This window comes from Proteiniphilum sp. LBM24028 (genome assembly GCF_056629195.1).
Window position 1 is genome coordinate 807,493 of record NZ_CM152817.1, and the last position, 18,053, is coordinate 825,545.

Annotated in this window: 14 protein-coding genes; 9 read left to right on the plus strand and 5 right to left on the minus strand. The window is 50.1% G+C overall.

Annotation, left to right across the window (positions count from 1 at the left end):
* Positions 1-53 precede the first annotated feature (53 nt).
* The 5 genes from AC1HCU_RS03065 (at position 54) to AC1HCU_RS03085 (ending at position 6,004) form a co-directional block, all read left to right on the plus strand.
* Positions 54-1,592: a helicase HerA-like domain-containing protein gene (locus AC1HCU_RS03065; protein ID WP_480368913.1), complete on the plus strand. Its 1,539-nt coding sequence runs from the start codon at positions 54-56 to the stop codon at positions 1,590-1,592.
* Between the two features lie 15 nt (positions 1,593-1,607).
* On the plus strand, positions 1,608-3,086 hold the full coding sequence (locus AC1HCU_RS03070) for a DUF5687 family protein (RefSeq protein WP_480368916.1): 1,479 nt from the start codon (positions 1,608-1,610) through the stop codon (positions 3,084-3,086).
* A gap of 56 nt (positions 3,087-3,142) precedes the next feature.
* Complete coding sequence (locus tag AC1HCU_RS03075) at positions 3,143-3,919, plus strand: ABC transporter ATP-binding protein (protein ID WP_480368918.1); 777 nt, start codon at positions 3,143-3,145, stop codon at positions 3,917-3,919.
* A 103-nt stretch (positions 3,920-4,022) separates the two neighbouring features.
* Positions 4,023-4,682 (plus strand): hypothetical protein, encoded by a 660-nt coding sequence (locus AC1HCU_RS03080; protein WP_480368921.1) that lies wholly within the window; start codon positions 4,023-4,025, stop codon positions 4,680-4,682.
* Between the two features lie 20 nt (positions 4,683-4,702).
* Positions 4,703-6,004 carry an alpha-L-fucosidase gene (locus AC1HCU_RS03085; RefSeq protein ID WP_480368924.1) on the plus strand — a complete coding sequence of 434 codons (1,302 nt, stop codon included), beginning with the start codon at positions 4,703-4,705 and terminating at the stop codon, positions 6,002-6,004.
* A gap of 9 nt (positions 6,005-6,013) precedes the next feature.
* On the opposite strand, the gene menA is transcribed toward AC1HCU_RS03085, so the two are convergent.
* Complete coding sequence (gene menA / locus AC1HCU_RS03090; protein WP_480368927.1) at positions 6,014-6,991, minus strand: 1,4-dihydroxy-2-naphthoate octaprenyltransferase; 978 nt, start codon at positions 6,989-6,991, stop codon at positions 6,014-6,016.
* Complete coding sequence (gene proS, locus AC1HCU_RS03095; protein ID WP_480368930.1) at positions 6,934-8,415, minus strand: proline--tRNA ligase; 1,482 nt, start codon at positions 8,413-8,415, stop codon at positions 6,934-6,936. The genes menA and proS overlap by 58 nt, the downstream gene beginning before the upstream one ends.
* 365 nt (positions 8,416-8,780) lie before the next feature.
* Between proS and AC1HCU_RS03100 the strand changes: the two genes are divergently transcribed.
* From AC1HCU_RS03100 to AC1HCU_RS03115, 4 genes are all read left to right on the plus strand, one after another.
* Positions 8,781-10,067, plus strand: a complete 1,287-nt coding sequence (locus AC1HCU_RS03100; RefSeq protein WP_480368933.1) for an OmpA family protein — start codon at positions 8,781-8,783, stop codon at positions 10,065-10,067.
* A 91-nt stretch (positions 10,068-10,158) separates the two neighbouring features.
* Positions 10,159-10,920, plus strand: coding sequence for a hypothetical protein (locus tag AC1HCU_RS03105; protein ID WP_480368935.1), 762 nt, complete (start codon positions 10,159-10,161; stop codon positions 10,918-10,920).
* Between the two features lie 108 nt (positions 10,921-11,028).
* A complete protein-coding gene (locus AC1HCU_RS03110; RefSeq protein ID WP_480368938.1) occupies positions 11,029-11,688 on the plus strand; it encodes a hypothetical protein in 660 nt (219 codons plus the stop codon).
* A 13-nt stretch (positions 11,689-11,701) separates the two neighbouring features.
* On the plus strand, positions 11,702-13,846 hold the full coding sequence (locus AC1HCU_RS03115; RefSeq protein ID WP_480368942.1) for a tetratricopeptide repeat protein: 2,145 nt from the start codon (positions 11,702-11,704) through the stop codon (positions 13,844-13,846).
* Positions 13,847-13,882: 36 nt separating this feature from the next.
* Here the strand turns inward: AC1HCU_RS03115 and AC1HCU_RS03120 are convergent, their stop codons facing one another.
* From AC1HCU_RS03120 to AC1HCU_RS03130, 3 genes are all read right to left on the minus strand, one after another.
* Positions 13,883-14,509 carry a response regulator gene (locus AC1HCU_RS03120; protein WP_480368944.1) on the minus strand — a complete coding sequence of 209 codons (627 nt, stop codon included), beginning with the start codon at positions 14,507-14,509 and terminating at the stop codon, positions 13,883-13,885.
* The gene (locus tag AC1HCU_RS03125; protein ID WP_480368947.1) at positions 14,502-16,430 is read right to left on the minus strand and encodes a tetratricopeptide repeat-containing sensor histidine kinase; all 1,929 of its coding nucleotides are present in this window, start codon (positions 16,428-16,430) and stop codon (positions 14,502-14,504) included. The genes AC1HCU_RS03120 and AC1HCU_RS03125 overlap by 8 nt, the downstream gene beginning before the upstream one ends.
* Before the next feature lie 165 nt (positions 16,431-16,595).
* On the minus strand, positions 16,596-17,975 hold the full coding sequence (locus AC1HCU_RS03130; protein WP_480368950.1) for an MFS transporter: 1,380 nt from the start codon (positions 17,973-17,975) through the stop codon (positions 16,596-16,598).
* Positions 17,976-18,053 lie beyond the last annotated feature (78 nt).

An 18,053-nucleotide genomic window follows, 5' to 3' on the forward strand; every position in this document is an offset into this window, starting at 1 on the left:
CCAGTGTTTTTACGTAATTTTGTTCAATATAGAAACCAATTTCTTACACCATTATGTTCGACAACAGCAAACGCGCTTTTATAGCCATCAACGATGAAGCGGAAGTATGCCTGATACCCAAAATGGCAAACCGCCACGGCCTCATCACCGGAGCCACGGGAACCGGAAAAACAGTCACCCTGCAAACACTCTCCGAGACATTCAGCGAGATGGGCGTGCCCGTCTTTGCTGCCGACATGAAAGGTGACCTCTCGGGTGTGGCCAAAATCGGGGGGAACAAGGAGAGTGTTACAAAACGTGTGGATAGTTATCACCTGAAAGAGAAAGGGTTTGACTTCAAGCCCTTTCCTGTACGTTTCTGGGATGTATTTGGTGAGCAGGGCCACCCGGTACGAACCACCGTCACTGCCATGGGGCCGCTGCTTCTGGAGCGGCTGCTGGATCTGAATGAGACACAGGGTGCCATCCTCACCATGGCCTTCCGGATTGCCGACGACAACAAGCTGCTGTTGATCGACCTGAAAGACCTGCAAAAGATGTTGCAATATATTGGCGACAACCGGGCACAGTTCACCACCCAATACGGAAATATCTCACCTGCCAGTATCGGCGCCATCCAGCGTGGACTGATGCGGCTCGAGAGTGAGGGTGCCGACAGGTTCTTCGGTGAGCCGGAGCTGGAGATCACCGACTTCATCCAGACTGAACAGGGCAGGGGAGTGATTAACATCCTCGCGGCAGACAAGCTGATGAACTCCCCACGTGTTTACACCACCTTTTTATTGTGGCTGCTGGATGACCTCTATGAGACCCTTCCCGAGGTGGGTGATATGGAGAAGCCGAAGCTGGTTTTCTTCTTCGACGAGGCACATCTGCTCTTCAATGATATGCCCTCTTCCCTGCTGGAGAAGGTGGAACAGATTGTTCGTCTCATTCGCTCCAAAGGGGTGGGTGTCTATTTCTGCACACAGAACCCGGCCGACATTCCCGAGAGTATACTCGGACAGCTAGGTAACCGCGTGCAGCATGCACTGCGTGCCTACACTCCCAACGATCAGAAGGCAGTGAAAGTAGCGGCCAACACCTTCCGTGCCAACCCGAAATTCGATACGGGTGAGGCCATCACCCAGCTCAATACGGGTGAGGCGCTGGTATCGTTCCTCGACGAGAAGGGGGCGCCGCAGATGGTGGAGCGGGTCAACATCCTGCCGCCGCAGGGGCAGATAGGCCCCATCACCGTGGGTGAAAGAGACCAGCTGATGCGTAATTCTCTGATCTACGGTGTCTACGAAAAACTGGTGGATCGCGAGTCGGCCTACGAGATTCTGTCTCAAAAGCAGGAGTTGCTTGAGGAAGAACGTAAACAGGCTGCGGAAGAGAAAGAACGGATCCGCCTGCAGAAGGAGGAACAGAAAGCAGCCCTGGAGGCAGAGCGGGTGAAGCGTGCCGAAGCACGACAGCGCAAGGCAAATCAGGGTGTCCTGGGTGATATTATCACGCAGGTGGGGCGCAGCACCACCCGGCAGATCAGCTACCAGCTGGGCAGAACCATTACCCGTAGCCTGATGGGTGCGCTTTTCGGCAAGAAATAATTGTTCCACACAATCATGTACCAGATACTCTTCAAGCATTACTGGCTGCAGACAGTCCGATCGCCCGGTTATTATAAAAACCTGGTAGTGAATATCTTCGCCGGTGCCGTCGCGCTTTATTTTCTGGTACTCTTTGTGCTTCTCGGGCTGATGTTGCCGAAGATGCTGCAGGAGATAGTCCCTCAGGAGGACCCTGCTGTGATCTTTCATGGTTGCATCCTCTACGCCCTGATCATTCTGCTGTTGATACGTTATGTGATGCAGCCGCTGAGCAGGCTGAACCTGGAGAGTTATCAGGTACTGCCGGTCAAAAGGTCTGTGTTGGTCACCTATCTGGTGTTGAAACCGCTGCTCAATCCGTTGAACTATCTCGTTCTCTGCCTGGTAATTCCCTTTGCCGTCACGGGGATATATCCTTTATTCGGTATTGCTGGAGCTTTCCGTTTTATCTTCATCATTCTCGGCCTCATCTGGTTCAACACATTGATGGCACCCTTGCTGAAGCGGCAATTCAACAATATCTTACTCGGCGTAATCCTGTTTTTGCTTGTTGCAGGTGCGTTGGCGGCACTGGAGTATTTCAAAATCTTCTCCCTGTTTGCGCTGTCGCAGCACCTTTTCGGTTTTCTGAACGGGTCACCCGTCGTATGGATCTCCGTGTGGTTGCTGGGCCTGCTGGCTTTTCTGCTAAACAAGTCATTTTTTGCCCGCAACTACTATCCCGAGGTTGAAAGGAAAAACAAAAAGATTGAGGTCGGAACGCAGCGATTCACCTTTATGGAACGTTTCGGGAAGATAGGAGAGCTCATCTCCCTTGAGATCAAGCTGGTGTTACGGCACAAGCGGACAAAGAGCACTCTCTACGCGGCACTCTTCTTCCTGCTCTACGGACTGATCCTCTATCCCAATCCCATGTATAACGAGAGTCCCAATAGGTTGCTCTTCGTAGCCATTTTTGTCACGGGTACGGGGATGCTGATGTTTGGCCAATGGATCATCAACTGGGACGGAGCCCATTTCGATTTTCTCATGACCCGCGATATCGATACCCGCACATACATCCGGGCCAACTATACCCTGATGCTGGCGCTCTGCATAGTCTCATTTATCGCAACGACTCCCTACTTCCTGTTTGGCAGGCAGATCATCCTCTATCACTTGGTGGCGTTCGTCTACAATGTCGGCATCAACATCTATGTCTATCTGTTCGGAGCAACACTGAATACCAAGCGGCTGGAGCTCTCCAGGGGCTCGTCGATGAATATGCAGGGAGTGAGCTATAAAAACTTCCTTGTGTTGATCCCCCTGCTGGTAATTCCCATCACGCTGGTCGCACTCTTTACCCTGTTTTCCGCTACTCACATCGCACTGATCATCATCGCACTGATGGGACTGACCGGTATTCTGTTCAGAGACGCACTTTTGAGCGTGGTTGAGAAACAGTTCCTGCGTAGAAAATATGCCGTCTGCACAGGCTTCCGCAAGAAAGAGTGACTACCTGACGGATTTCTTTCGTCTGCAATCATTTAAAACAGAAAAAAATAAAGCATATGCAAGAAGATATACAGCGTTCAGTCAACCTTACCGACGTGCCTCCCCCGGTACCCCTGTCGGCCGGAAAGACAGAAGAGATCATCACTGTTGCCAACCTGAAAAAGATCTACGGCGGCGTCACGGTCCTCAATATTCCATCCATGCAGATCAGAAATGGCGAAAGCTTCGGTCTGGTGGGAAATAACGGTGCCGGCAAGACTACTTTCTTCCGGCTGATCCTCGACCTGATCGAGGCTTCCTCGGGTGAGGTGCAGATCAACGGTGAAACAGTGGCCCGTCGCGATGCGTGGAAAGCGAAGGTGGGATCGTTCCTCGATGAGAGTTTTTTGATTGATTTCCTCACCGCCGAGGAGTATTTTGCTTTCACTGCCAAAGTATACCGCAAGTCGGAAGGAGATATGCACGCATTTCTGGAGTCGATGAAAGATTTCTTTAACGGGGAGATAGTGGGATCGGGCAAGCTGATTCGCGACCTCTCCAAGGGAAACCAGAAGAAGACAGGCATTGCCGCCGCACTGATCAGTGACCCGCAGATACTGATCCTCGACGAGCCGTTTACCGCGCTCGATCCTACCTCGCAGATACGATTGAAACGGATGCTCAACGAGCTGAAGACCACACGGAATATGACCATGCTGATTTCCAGCCACGATCTCAATCATGTGACCGAGGTCTGTGATCGCATCGTGGTGCTCGAGAAAGGGCTGGTGGTGAATGATATCCGCACCAGCGAGAATACACTGAAAGAGCTGGAATCTTATTTTGCGGTATAAGGCGGTGCATATAACCCGATCAGAAGTTATCCGCATCGTCCATACCTGCTATTAAGGCAATCGCTTGTCATTACATTTAAAGTTCAATATAAATCTTAATCGTATGAGAACAAAGATTGTGCTGTTTACCCTCTTGCTTGTGCAGGGTGTTTTGTATGCACAACCACAGGTAAAGGAGATTTCCCATTATCTCTTTCCTGAGTTTGCCCAGGGAATAGTCCTGATGAAAAACGGACAGAAGAACTCCGTATTGCTCAATTTTAATGCAGCCTCGGAAGAAATGATTTTTAAACAGAATGGTCAAATGCTGGCCTTCGCTGAACCCACACTGAGCCAGTTGGATACTGTATTTCTCCACGACAGGAAGTTTGTCCTGTACAATAAAAAGTATCTGGAAGTGCTTCATCAGGAAGGATACAGTCTCTTTGCCCAGTACAAGTGCCGGGTGATTCCTCCGGGGAAGCCTGCCGCTTACGGAGGAACGTCGCAGACATCGTCCACCGACAGCTATTCCAGCTTGTCGAGTGGAGGCAGATTGTATGAGCTGAAGCTACCCGACGATTTTCAGGTGAAGCCTTACACAATCTATTTTCTGGACAATGGCTCGGGACGGAAGGAGATCAAAACGATGAGACAACTGAAAGGTCAGTATAAAAAGAACGGAAAGCAATTTGATCAGTACATGAAAGAAAAGAAAGTCGATTTCGAGGATCAGCAGGCGGTAGCACGACTGATTAATTTTATGGAGACAGCAAATCACTAATCACCAATTTTACAAATATCATGAAACAAGGTATCATACTATTTACTACACTGCTATGGATGACAACCGGCGCATTGGCGCAACAGCCCTATCACCCGACCGAAGAAAATCTGAAAAATCGCGAAGTTTTTCAGGATATGAAGTTCGGCGTTTTTATCCACTGGGGCATCTACAGCATGATGGCCGACGGGGAGTGGATCATGAACAACAGGAACATCCAATACCAGGAGTATGCCCGGCTGGCCAATGGCTTTTATCCTTCGAAATTCAGCGCCGCAAAATGGGTGTCGGACGTGAAGGCTGCCGGCGCAAAATACATCTGCATCACCTCACGCCATCACGATGGCTTTTCAATGTACGCCACGAAGCAGTCTCCCTACAACATCGTGGATGCCACACCCTTCAAACGGGACGTACTCAAAGAGTTGGCCGATGAATGCTACAAACAGGGAATAAAGTTACACTTTTACTATTCACTGCTCGATTGGGGACGGACCGATTATTTCCCATTGGGCAGAACCGGTAAAGGGGTAGGGCGCACAGCGCAGGGAGACTGGAAAAGCTACCACCGATTCATGCTGAACCAGCTGACTGAATTGTTGACAAACTACGGAGAAATAGGGGCCATCTGGTTCGACGGACAGTGGGATCAGCCGGGAGATTTCGACTGGCGCATGCGGGAAATTTATGACCACATTCATGCCATTCAGCCGGGGTGTCTGGTTATCAACAACCACCACCTTGCTCCCGTTGAGGGTGAAGACGGGCAGACCTTTGAAAAAGATTTGCCGGGACAAAATCAATCGGGCTTTTCCGGCACATCAACGATAGGTCAGTTACCGCTGGAGACCTGTGAGACCATGAACCGCTCGTGGGGATACAATATCACCGACAAAAATTACAAAACGGAGAAAGAGCTGATTCACTACCTGGTGAAGGCGGCAGGAAACAATGCCAACCTCCTGATGAATGTAGGACCACGGCCGGACGGAACCTTTCCCGATATAGCCATTGAGCGTTACAATGCAATGGGTGCGTGGCTGAAAACATATGGTGAGACCATCTACGGTACCCGTGGCGGCTTTATCGCACCCCGCGACTGGGGAGTGACCACGCAGAAGGGAAACAGGCTTTTTGTGCATATCCTGAACCTGAAAGATGAGGCACTTTATTTGCCAATTGAGGGAAAACAGATAAGTTCCGTGAAAATATTTGTCGACAAGAAACCGGTGAAATTCACAAAGGTTGCGGGTGGCATCGTACTGCAGCTGGGTCGGGTTCCCGATGAAACCGCCTATGTGGTGGAAGTGGAGTTAAAATAGTCCGCAGTCTTATAAATTGCTGCACAGGGCGAAAGTGACCGCCAGCAGGAATCCCGAGAGGGAGGTGAGCTTCAGGTAAGGATCGAGCGCCTCTCCTTCTTTATGCCTGAGTTCGATCACAATTTTAAAAGGAAGCAGAAAGACAAGGAGATAAGCATACCTGTACCACGGTGCCGGTGCAAAAAGGAAGTTGTAACCGGCAAAACAGACAAAGGAAATAAGGGTCAACAGGGAATGATACACTTTTGCACCGGGTAATCCCAACTTTACGGCAACTGTAATTTTTCCGGATGCCTTGTCATTTTCAATATCCCGCATATTGTTTACGTTGAGGATCATGGTGCTGATCAACCCCAGCCCGATAGCTGGCAATACTGGTTGAAATCCCGTTTCATGCGTATGCAGAAACCAGGTGCCGATCACCGGGACCGGTCCGAAAAAGAGAAAGGCGAAGAGGTCGCCCCAGCCCCGGTAGCCATAGGCATGCTTTCCCATGGTGTAAAAGAGCGCCGCAAGGATTGAGCCCCCACCGAGGGCTGTCATGATCCATGCGGACGAAGGGTCTCTGAAAGGGGTTGCACTCCATATAAGCGCCAGGCCGGTCACCGCACAAAGGATTGTAAAGAGTATGACTGCTCTTTTCATCTCCTTTTGTGAAATCCTGCCGCTCTGCAGTGCGCGGGTGGGCCCTTGTCGCCGACCGGTAACATCGGTTCCTTTCTGAAAATCTCCCAGGTCGTTGGCCAGGTTGGCCAGTATCTGGATGGCGACTGCCAGTAGCAGCGCCAGAAGGAATGTAATGGTACTGAAGGCACCTTCATGCCAGGCCAATGCACTGCCCAGGACGACGGTAGCCACTGCCAGAAAGAGGGTGCGTAGCCTGAAGGCTGAGATCCACTGCGTGAAGGAAGGCATGACCGTTTGTGAGATTAATAGGCCCGCGCGAAGATGACCCGTTGCGCCGACGGTTTTCCCGTCACCATGCATTTGCCGGGTGTCTTGTCGCCCTCCAGCGGAATGCAACGGATGGTGGCCTTGGTCTCCTCCTTGATCAGCGCTTCTGTTTCCGGGGTGCCGTCCCAGTGGCACAGCAGGAACCCGCCTTTTTCGATCTCCTCCTTGAACTCCTCGTAGGAGTTTACTTCGCGGGTTTGGGCAGCACGGAAATCGGCCGCCTTTTTGTAGATGTTCTCCTGAATCTCCTCCAACAGCGCCTTGACATGTTGCTCGATGCCTTCGCACGACACGGTCTCTTTGGTCAGCGTGTCGCGGCGGGCCACCTCTATGGTGTTGCTTTCGAGGTCACGTCCGCCCATGGCGAGCCGTACCGGCACACCCTTGAGTTCGTATTCCGAGAATTTCCAGCCCGGCTTCTTGTTGTCGGCGTTGTCGTATTTCACGCTGATGCCGAGAGATTTTAACCGTTCTATGATTTCAGCCACTTTTTCGTTGATCTGCTGCAACTGTTCGGCATTTTTGTAGATCGGCACAATCACCACCTGATAGGGGGCCAGTTTGGGAGGCAGCACGAGACCATTGTCATCGGAATGTGACATGATCAGTGCACCGATCAACCGTGTGGAAACACCCCAGGAGGTCGCCCACACGTAATCGCGCTTTCCGTTCTGATCGGAAAACTGTACGTCGAATGCCTTGGCAAAATTCTGACCGAGGAAGTGCGACGTGCCCGATTGCAATGCTTTGCCATCCTGCATCATCGCCTCAATGGTGTAGGTGTCGAGGGCACCGGCAAAGCGTTCGGACTCCGACTTGAATCCCTTCACGACCGGCATCGCCATATACTTCTCTGCAAATTCCGCATACACATTGATCATCCTTTCGGCTTCCTCCACCGCCTCTTCTTTGGTGGCGTGTGCCGTATGGCCTTCCTGCCAGAGGAACTCGGCCGTGCGGAGAAACAGCCGGGTACGCATCTCCCAACGCACCACATTCGCCCACTGATTGATGAGCAAGGGCAGGTCGCGGTAGGATTGTATCCAGTTTTTGTATGTACTCCAGATGATTGTTTCGGAGGTGGGGCGCACCACAAGCTCTTCCTCGAGCTTTGCTTCGGGATCGACCACCACACCACTGCCGTCGGACGCATTTTTTAACCGGTAGTGGGTCACCACGGCGCACTCCTTGGCAAAGCCTTCCACATGGTCGGCCTCGCGGCTCAGGTACGACTTCGGGATAAATAACGGAAAGTATGCGTTCATGTGACCCGTTTCCTTGAACATGTCGTCCAGTTGACGTTGCATCTTTTCCCAGATTGCATACCCGTAGGGTTTGATCACCATACAGCCTCTCACGGCCGAGTTTTCGGCCAGGTCGGCTTTGATCACCACGTCAAGGTACCACTGTGAATAGTCCTTGCTGCGGGGAGTGATCTCCTTCAATTCTTTTGCCATTATTGTGTGAATTCTGTTTTTTGTTTGTGGGTGCAAAGATAATACCAACTGAATGATTTTGCCGCATCCATGCGGTACATTTTTTTATCTGCCGGCTGTCATTGACAGATACAAAGCCTGTAACAAACATCTGCAATCATTCCTTCATTTCCCTTGTAGTTATCTGTAGTACCTCCGTGCGATCCTCTATTGTAGTCTGAAAAACCCCCTTTTGGGGGTATTTTCTACAAGTTAAGTGGAGTAATTTTGTTTTATAATCTTAAAAAGTGTGAACCGCGGTGAGCGGCTAATCTTTCTATTCACTAGGTATGGCGTGGGTGTACAGATTGTATTGTTCGCAAGATTTATTATAAAAAAGACAGATCATGAAAAAAGTACTTATCCTATTGAGTTTTTGCCTGTTGTTTACTACGCAGGCCGATGCACAGAAATGGCTGAACAAACTGGGCAATGCGGCCAAGGAGGCCGCAAAGAACACCGTGGAGAGACGGGTGGAACAGAAAGCGGAGGAGGTAACCGAGAAAGCAATGGATAAAGCGGAAGAGTCGGTGACGAAAGAGGATAAAAACAAGAAATCCGCCTCAAACGAAGAAGAGGAAGGTATCATTGTTACGGAGGAGAAAGGCGAAAATATGGCCGCCAACACTTCGCAAAAATTAACGGGCACCAGCCAGTACGATTTTGTGCCGGGCGATCAGATCCTCTTTTACGACGATTTCTCACAAGATGCAGTCGGCGACTTCCCGGCTCTCTGGACGACGAACGGCAGTGGTGAGGTGAAGACGGTGAATATTGCCCCGGGAAAGTGGTTCCATATGAACGGGGAGGATGCGGTATACTGCTATACACGTGCGCTTGCTTTACCCGATAACTTTATCGTTGAGTTCGATATTATTCCCGATGAAAAATACCAATATGGGATTCAGTTCACACTCTATCAGGAAAAAGCAGATGACCCGAAAGAGATGAACGACGACTTGTATCCCGGTGAGTCGGGTTTGCATGTCGACCTGGGATACGACAATTGGAATACCAAGGGCTACAAGGATACGGAGGACTGGATTACCGGTCAGGCGACCAGAAACCCCGTGATCCGGGAAAAGGAGAACCATGTGATCATCTGGGTACAGAAGCGAAGAGTACGCATCTATCATCAGAATGCGAAAGTACTGGATATGCCCACCAACATCTATCCCGGTGTGAAGCTCAACCGCATGCGTTTCTCGGGATGGGACCGATACAGTGCACCCTACGTGTCGAACCTGAAAATCACGACCGCATCGCCCGACACCCGCAGCAAACTGATCACCGAAGGGAAACTGGTTACCTACGGCATCACCTTCGATGTGAACAAGGCGGATGTAAAACCCGAATCGTTCGGTACACTGAAGAGCATTGCCGATGTGTTGAAGGAAAACGAACCGGTAAAAGTTAAAATTATCGGGCATACCGACAGTGATGGAGATGATGCCAAAAACCTGGAACTATCGCAACGCCGTGCCCAATCGGTAAAGAACGAGCTGGTCAGCAAGTTCGGAATAGACGCATCGCGGATAGAGACGGAAGGAGCCGGTGAAACCACTCCCGTTGCGCCCAATGATACACCGGCTAACAAAGCGTTGAACCGCAGGGTTGAATTTGTGAAGCAGTGAGTGCAAAATCGAACTTGTTTGAATTTTGCCGAGTCGTGAAACAAATCAACGGAGTTAATTTGTGAAACTCTGAAAAATAAAAAGCAAAATCATGAAAAGAATTACCATTGTTATCCTATGCCAACTGATACTCTTTTGCTCTTTTGCAGTAGATATGTCTGATACAATCAAGGCTATTGCTCCGAATGATCCGAAACAATTTCTCCCGGACCTGAACATCCTTATGAACCAGCTGAACCAAACTCCCGGCATGCAGCAGATGTTGGGAGATTTTCAGCATGCAGGTGAGTTGTTGGAGCAGTACCAGGGAAATGCGCAGGCCTATGTATTCGACGTGCCTGCGGAGTTGCTCCAGATTCTTCCTGAAAGCTGCCGAACACTGGGCAGAGCAAGCTGTGTCTTCTATCCTCTTTTTGCAGGAATTCAGTTTGACACTTTAACCGGAAGGAACGACGGCAAGGGGTACAATTTCACCATCGCCCTTACTATGTATGATTCAGAGAGTCAAAATGAAGAGGTCACGGGACGAACGGAATTAGAGAAGATGGCATTGGAGATGAAGCTCGAGAGCATAAGGAAAGGGTTACATCCAGTGCATGACGAGAAACTGGCGGATATAAAAACCCGGGAGTGGGGAGCTGGCGGAAGCTACAAGTATATGGCAAAATGGGACGATAAGGAGCTCGTGCGCTACTCCAGCTACTATACAGGCCGGGTGAAGGATGTCTTTTTCACCCTGGAAGCAGATGGCGACGACATTGCAGTTCCCTTGATGGTAGCAGAGAAGCTAGCTTCGCTGGCCGGGGGCGACATGACATACAGATCGCTGAAAAGCAGGATAGTCAAACAGTGAGATTATCGCTACCGGATGCGACGGCGATCACTTTTATTAGAGAAACAAATTACTGAGAATTCATAAATCAACAAGTGTGATAAAAGCAAACTAAAAAACGGAAAAATCATGAAAAAAACAATATCTTTTCTGTTGCTTGTTCTGCTCTTTGGCAGCTGCTCCGGAGAGAAGAAAGGGAAGGAATCCCGGGGACAGGAATTTTCGGCAAAAGAACTCCAAGCTGAGGCCGGGAAAAAAAGATATCCCCTTGAACAAGGAATCATTCGCTCTACCTCTGAAGCCATGGGCATGGAGATGAGCATTGTTACCTATTTTGACAAGTGGGGCGAATGGGAAGCCATTGAAACAACAGTGCCGATGGAAGTCATGGGAGAGGACTACTCCACACGTACCTTGGAGATCATAAAAGGGGATGACCACTGGAAGATAGACCTGGACAAGAAGACAGGTGAGCATTATACCCTGGCAAGGGCAATCAACCCCCTGGGAGTAGATGTGGAATCATTGTCGGATGAACTGTTGGGAAAGATGAACCTGGAGGACCTGGGAGAAGTCGAATTCCTCGGATACAAATGCCGAAAGATGAGCATGAAGAGCGATAAAGGAACCCAAATGGATTATGTGATGTGGGGGAATGTCATGATGAGCATGGAGGGTGAAGCAATGGGCATACAAACTTCCTCCCGGGTAACATCGGTTGAAGAGGTGGCTCCTCCGCAGGAAAAATTTGAAGTACCCCGGGATATCCGGTTCACCGACGAGGAGTAATACCGTCTCATTTATGAAGCAATTATTACTTTTACTAGCGGCGTTAACATTCACGTTTGCTGTCTGCGCCCAGATGCAAATCCCCAAGGATGTTAGCCGGATTCTGGAAAAAGCGAAATCGGGAAAGGGACTCACCGAGCAGGAAAGTGCCCGGCTGGAGCAGTGGGGCGCATCGATGGAGAAGCAATTTGATGCATGGGACAGGCGAACAGATAAGGATGGCCTGCGCGCCACCGCGACCCCGCAGTCAAAAATGGCCGATGCGAAAAGCAGCAAATCCTGTCCGGAGAAAGTTGACCTCTCCCCGCTGCCTACTCTGACACGCGAAGAGTATATAGAGTTTGCCCGGGCGCTGATGACAACCTATGGGCCGAAGACGGGTGATTTACAAAAGCTGAGGCTTATGCTGGAGCGCTCTTCCAAAAAGACAGACGGAGCAGATATGGGAGCGGCCTTTGTGATGACAGGGGCAGGATCGGCATCGGTCTATGCCATTGCCTGGAGTGCCTCCCAAACGCCGGATGATGTGCTTACGGCCAACAACCTGGGCGTGGCGCTCAAAGACATGGGTGAATATTCCAAAGCCATCCGGGTGTTGCAATATGCCGATCGGTTAAAACCGGATATCGGCCTTATCCTCTGTAATCTGGGTTGGGCATACCGGGAAGCTGGCGACAACACGAATGCCACCCTGATGTTTGAAAAAGCGTTGAGAACAGCACCAAAAATGAGTTCGCCTTACTTGGGCCTGGGGTTGATTGCCCAGTGCGAAAACAATCCCCTGAAAGCGGAACAATACCTGCGGAAGGCTTTGGGCCAAAGGTATTCGGCAGTAGGTTTCGGCGCCATGAAACAGGCACAGGCGGCAAAGTCGCCTTCACAGAGCCAGGGGAGCCAGCCCCGGCCGCTGACGGATGAGAAAGGCGATACAGAAGGAGTGGAGGTACCCGACCTGCCCGTGTATGAGGATATCGGAAGAATGGCGGGACAAGAGCAACCAATCAAGAGATACCTTTCCAGCCTGGATGCCCGGAAAAGACAGCTGACCTCCGACCTGCTGTCGGTGTCGGAGCGGATCAGAAAACAGCAGCTGCGTGCATCGAAAGATCCGGATAATGCAATGGTTTTCACCCGTGATTTCTCAAAGGAGATCATGCTGTTTTCCGATATCACGGAATTGTTGTTTGGTGAAAACAGCAACTACGGACAAGCACTGAATCAGGGTGCAAAGATCATGGAAAACAATTCGAACCTGCTGGAACAGCATATGCCCACAATCACACAACTGATGGAGCAGTCGTTGCGTCTTCAGGAAGAGCTGACTGCACTCCTCAAGAAGCTTGAGGCGTGTGGAGATAATGAGTATTGCCAGAAAAAGGTGGGAGCGGAAATCAGGCAGGTACAATACCAGCTGGACCAGGTCGTGTTTCGCATCTGTAAGGAACAAAAACGGGACCTGGAATCTTCCTTTTCAGCCGGATGCAAAAACTACACACTGGTTTCCAATGCCTTGAAAGAGGCGATCCCCGACTACTATGCTTTTACCAATCCCATCATTGAACGGATGTATGCCCCCAGTCTCAATGAGTATTACAACCTCTACCGGGAAATGACGACGGTGATTCATCTGGAGATTGCTGCCGGCTTTGCTTCAGGATTGCCCGGTTATGCTGATCAACTCAATCGGATGGTTTGTGTGGAACCGGAGCCTCCGGAGCCACCCCGGGATGTGTCTGATCCGACATTACCTTCAAAAAAGAAAAAGGATTGTCCGCTGGGTGAAAATGGTATTGGGGGCGGTATAGGGCCTTTGTCGTTCGAGCTTAGTTGCGACCATGTAAAGTTATCCGGGGGTGAAGGGATTCTCTGGTCAGTGAAACGCGATTTTAATAAACACGAAACCACCATTTGGGGTGGGGTGGGTGTAAAAGGTGAATATGGCCGGGGAACTATTACGGCAGAGGCTGCCATGGGGGTGGAGATCACCATCGGGCAAGGGGATACCGTGAAGGATGTGGCCTTTACCAGCAACGTAAAGGCGGGCCTCGGCGGACTGGCAGAAGGGGAAGTGAGCGGACGTTTCGCATTGGAAGGAGGCCCTGCGGTGGATGCAACGGCGAACCTGACTCCACCGGGTATCGGGGATTTGCTGCCATAATGGTTCTAACAGCTTGTTCCGAACACCGGGAGCCGGTTACACCAGCTTTTGTTCCAGAGCCATTCGCACCAACACCGCCGTGTTCTTGGCCCCCAGCTTCACCAGCAGATTCTTTCGGTAGCTGTTGATGGTCTCCACGCCGAGATACATTTTTCCGGCGATCTCCGGATTTGTGTATCCATCCACGATGTGACGCAGCAGTTCCTTCTCCCTGGGGGTGAGCCAGACAGGATTGTGGGTGCGGTTGCGCATCAGCAGGTCCAATTCTTCGCAAAGAAACATTTCGTTGTCCATCACCATCTCCACACTCATGATGATCTCTTCGGGCATGGCATTTTTCACTACATAGCCCGATGCGCCATTCTCAAACATCCGGCGAACGATGGCATACTCATTGAAGCTGGACAAGACCACAATCTTTATCTGCGGATAGTGTTCTTTGATTTCTTTGCAGAGATCGATGCCGCTGATATCGGGCAAATTTATATCGAGCAAGATGACGTCCGGAACCATTTTCGTTAAGACAGTCCGGCACTCAGCCCCGGTAAAAGCAACGCCCGTTACCTGAATGACCGCTGAGTTGTCGAAAAGCTTTTTCAATCCCTCCACAAGAATGCGGTGGTCATCCACGATGAGGATATTGATTTTGTCCCGCTTAGTCATGACTGAGGCCTATTTCGAGGGTTATTTCGGTACCCTGATCGTTTACTGAATGTATCTCTACGGTGCCTCCGATAGAATTGATGCGGTTCCTGACGTTTTGCAGTCCCGTGCCTTTTGTTTCCTTCCGGGGATCAAAGCCTTTTCCGTTGTCTTGTACGGTGATGGAAATTCTGTCCGGTTGCTGTATGACTTGCACATTGATACGCTCTGCTTGTGCATGCTTGATGGCGTTGTGGATCAACTCGAACACAGCGCGGTACAGCGTGTTCTCTGTTTTTTGATGGAACCTCTTGTCTTCACCGAAAAAATGGAAACAGACATTTGGAAAACTACGGCAAAAATCTTCCAAAGCTATTTTTAGTCCGTACCGGGATAAGGATTCGGGCATCATGTTGTGTGCTACACGACGTAGCTCCTGCATGGAATTGTCCAGCATTTCCATCACCTTGTTGAAGCGGGCAACATCTTCCGATTCAATGATCACGTCTTGTTTCATATCGAACAGGTTCAACTTTACGGCCGATAGCATCCCCCCCAGGCCATCGTGCAGGTCGCGTGCCAGCCTGGCACGTTCGGCAGTTTCGCCATCCAGCACGGCTTGTGTGGCGACGATCTGTTTTTCCTGCATCAGCTGGAGTATTTTTTGTTCGGCCAACTCCCTTTTATTGCGGATGGTGTTCTGCCGTAAATAAAGAATGATCAGCAGCAACAACAGGATAAAGACAGTCGTAAATGAAATAATTCCATATAACTTCCGTTCCCTTTCGAGCGTGGATATGCGCAATTCCTTTTTTTCGGACAGATATTTTTTTTCCAGTTCTGCCATCGACAGCTCAAATTCTTTCGTGGAACGGTTGTCAATTAACGCACGGTATTTATCAAAATAGAGGAGTGCTTCCTCTTTGTGATTTAAAAACATGCCTGCACGTACCATGTTGGCATATAGGTTTGCGGTGACATTGGCATCGGTGGTGTCGGCTTTAATTCCTTCTTTGGCCGATTTCAGACAGTTCTCATAATCTCTTTCATTGAAATAAATATTTGACAGAATATTCAACGATCCGGCAAGATCGGACCGGTAGCCCGTCTCCCTGGTCAGCTCCAATGCCTTCAATGCATATTCTTTGGCTTTTGCATAATCTTTGTGATTGGTATAATAGACCATGGAGATGCCTTGCAGGGCAATAGCCTCGGCTGCTTTTTGATTGCTTCTGCGAAAGATATCCGCAGCCGATTCCGCATATTCCAGCGAAGTGTCAAATTTTTTGCGCTTCAGGGCTATTCTGCTCAAACCATCATAAGCACGTCCCAGGTTGTACATGTCGTTAGCCGGCAGGCTTTCCCGTTCGAGATCCAGGAAATATTTCTCGGCCTGATTCAAGTTTAACAGACTATAGTACAGCGCACCGATGTTTCCCAGTAATGATCTGATCCGCTCCCTGTTTTCCTGCAGCTCAAACATGGAAAGTGCTTTCAGGTAGAAGGAAAGTGCTTCTTCGTAATTTCCCGACACATTGTGGACATTCCCGATGGCACCATAAACGGCCGCCTCCAGCTTTTTATCCTTCATCCTGATGGCTTTGTCCAGAGAGATGCTGAGCAGGAGCTGGGCCGAGTCCATCTGGCTGTTCATATAATAGGCCACTCCCAGGTTACGGTATAGTGTGGCCTCCATGGAGGAATTTTTCTCCGCTTGTGCCTTTTTGATTCCAAGTTGTGCAAAATGTTTTGATTTTTCGAAATCATCGTCGAGATAGTTCCAGCTTAATTCATCACATGCCTTAAGATACTCCTCTGCCGAAAGTTTTTTGTTGGATAACAGATGTTCCAGGCTATCGGAATTCTGTCCGTATCCGTTTACCGAAAGGACGCACCATCCGGCAAACAGCAAGTTCTTGAAAACTCTTCTCTTAAAACTCATAGTATGTAGGTTAAGTGTGAACGTGTCAGAGATTTGCATAGGCAAATGTACATTAAAATTTTATCTTCAAAGATAATTTTATAGATGAGAGCAGAAAATCCCCTTTTGGGGGGTATTTTTCATGGAAACTACGTTGTTATTTTCATTGGTTGTACGCATGGATTACTATTTCTTCTGTTTTACGTTCCCCCGGTTGAAAGAAAAATAGATGCCCGGCAGACCTATAAGGGCAAAAATCAGAAATCCCCACTGCATCACATGCATAAAAACCGGATCAGGAGCGGCCTCTACTGATGAGCTGCCAAAGTTGATGGAAAAGAGAAAGGTGATGATGCTCATGCTGATGATCTGTCCAAATACCCGCATGGAAGCGGCAATGCCCGATGCTTGCCCGTACTGCGGCCGTTTCACGGAACTCATGATGGTATTCATATTGGGCGAAGAGAAGAGGGCGAAACCGATGCCCACCCATATCAGGATGGCAACGATCCACCCGATGGATGTGCCGGGCGAGAGAAATGCCAGCATGGCTAAGCCCGACGAACACATGGCCATGCCCAGGGTGGCAAAGTAGCGAGGCTGAATTTTGTCGGACAGCCTGCCCACAACCGGTGAAAAGAGAGCCATCATCAGTGGCTGGGCCACGATCACTGCTCCCGCGTCGCGGGGAGAGAGCCCCTGTATCTTCTGCAGGTAGAGACTCAGGAAAAAGACGATGGCGAAGGTGGCCGTGTAGTTGATGAGTGCGGAGAGGCTGGAGTATGTAAATAGTCTGTTGTGAGTAAAAAGACGGATGTCGAGCAGGGGATGGAGGGCTTTCCTTTCAACTCTCAAAAAGAGAAACAGCATGAAGAGGGCACCCCCCATCATAGCCCAGCCGGGGAGGGACGGGATGCGGGAAGAACCGTACACCAGGGCCGAGAGGCCTGCCATAAACAGGATGGTCCCGATATGATCGCCTTTGCCGGCGGGGCGGGTTTTCTCTTCGTTCTTTCTCATGTAGCGCAGGGAAATAAGGGTGGTAAAAAGCCCGAAGATTGCGGCAATGAGGAAAAGTGAGCGCCAGCCTGTATGGATGGTGAGAATACCGCCTGCGAGTGGCCCCAGGGCCAGTCCCGCGTAGACGGACGAAACCGAAATGCCGAGTACCTGCCCTCTTCTAGTGGCAGGAAACGTGGCCACGAGGATGGCCTGCCCGGTGGTTCCAGTGAAGGCTGCTCCCGCACCCTGTACAAAACGGCCGGCAATGAGCCAGTAGCCGTCCGGTGCAAAATAACAAAGGAGGGAAGATAATGTGAAAAGAAGAAGACCCCACTGAAAAAGCCTCCGGTTATCGTTCCGGTCGCCCCAGGTTCCGGCGGGCAGCATGAACAGGGCCGTGCCCAGAATAAAAGAGGTGATGATCCAGCTCAGTTCAATTGCCGTGAGGGAAAAGTCCCTCTCAATAGTGGGCAGGGCAATATTCACTGCCGAAATAAGGAAGGTGCCCATAAAGGAAGTGATCGCCACCACCAGTAACACAGAAAGATCTTCTCTTTTTTCCATAGTTTCCTGTTCATAAATGTAGGTTGTTCATTCCGCCGCATACCATTGTCCCACAGAAGAGAGCAGTAGCTTTATTTG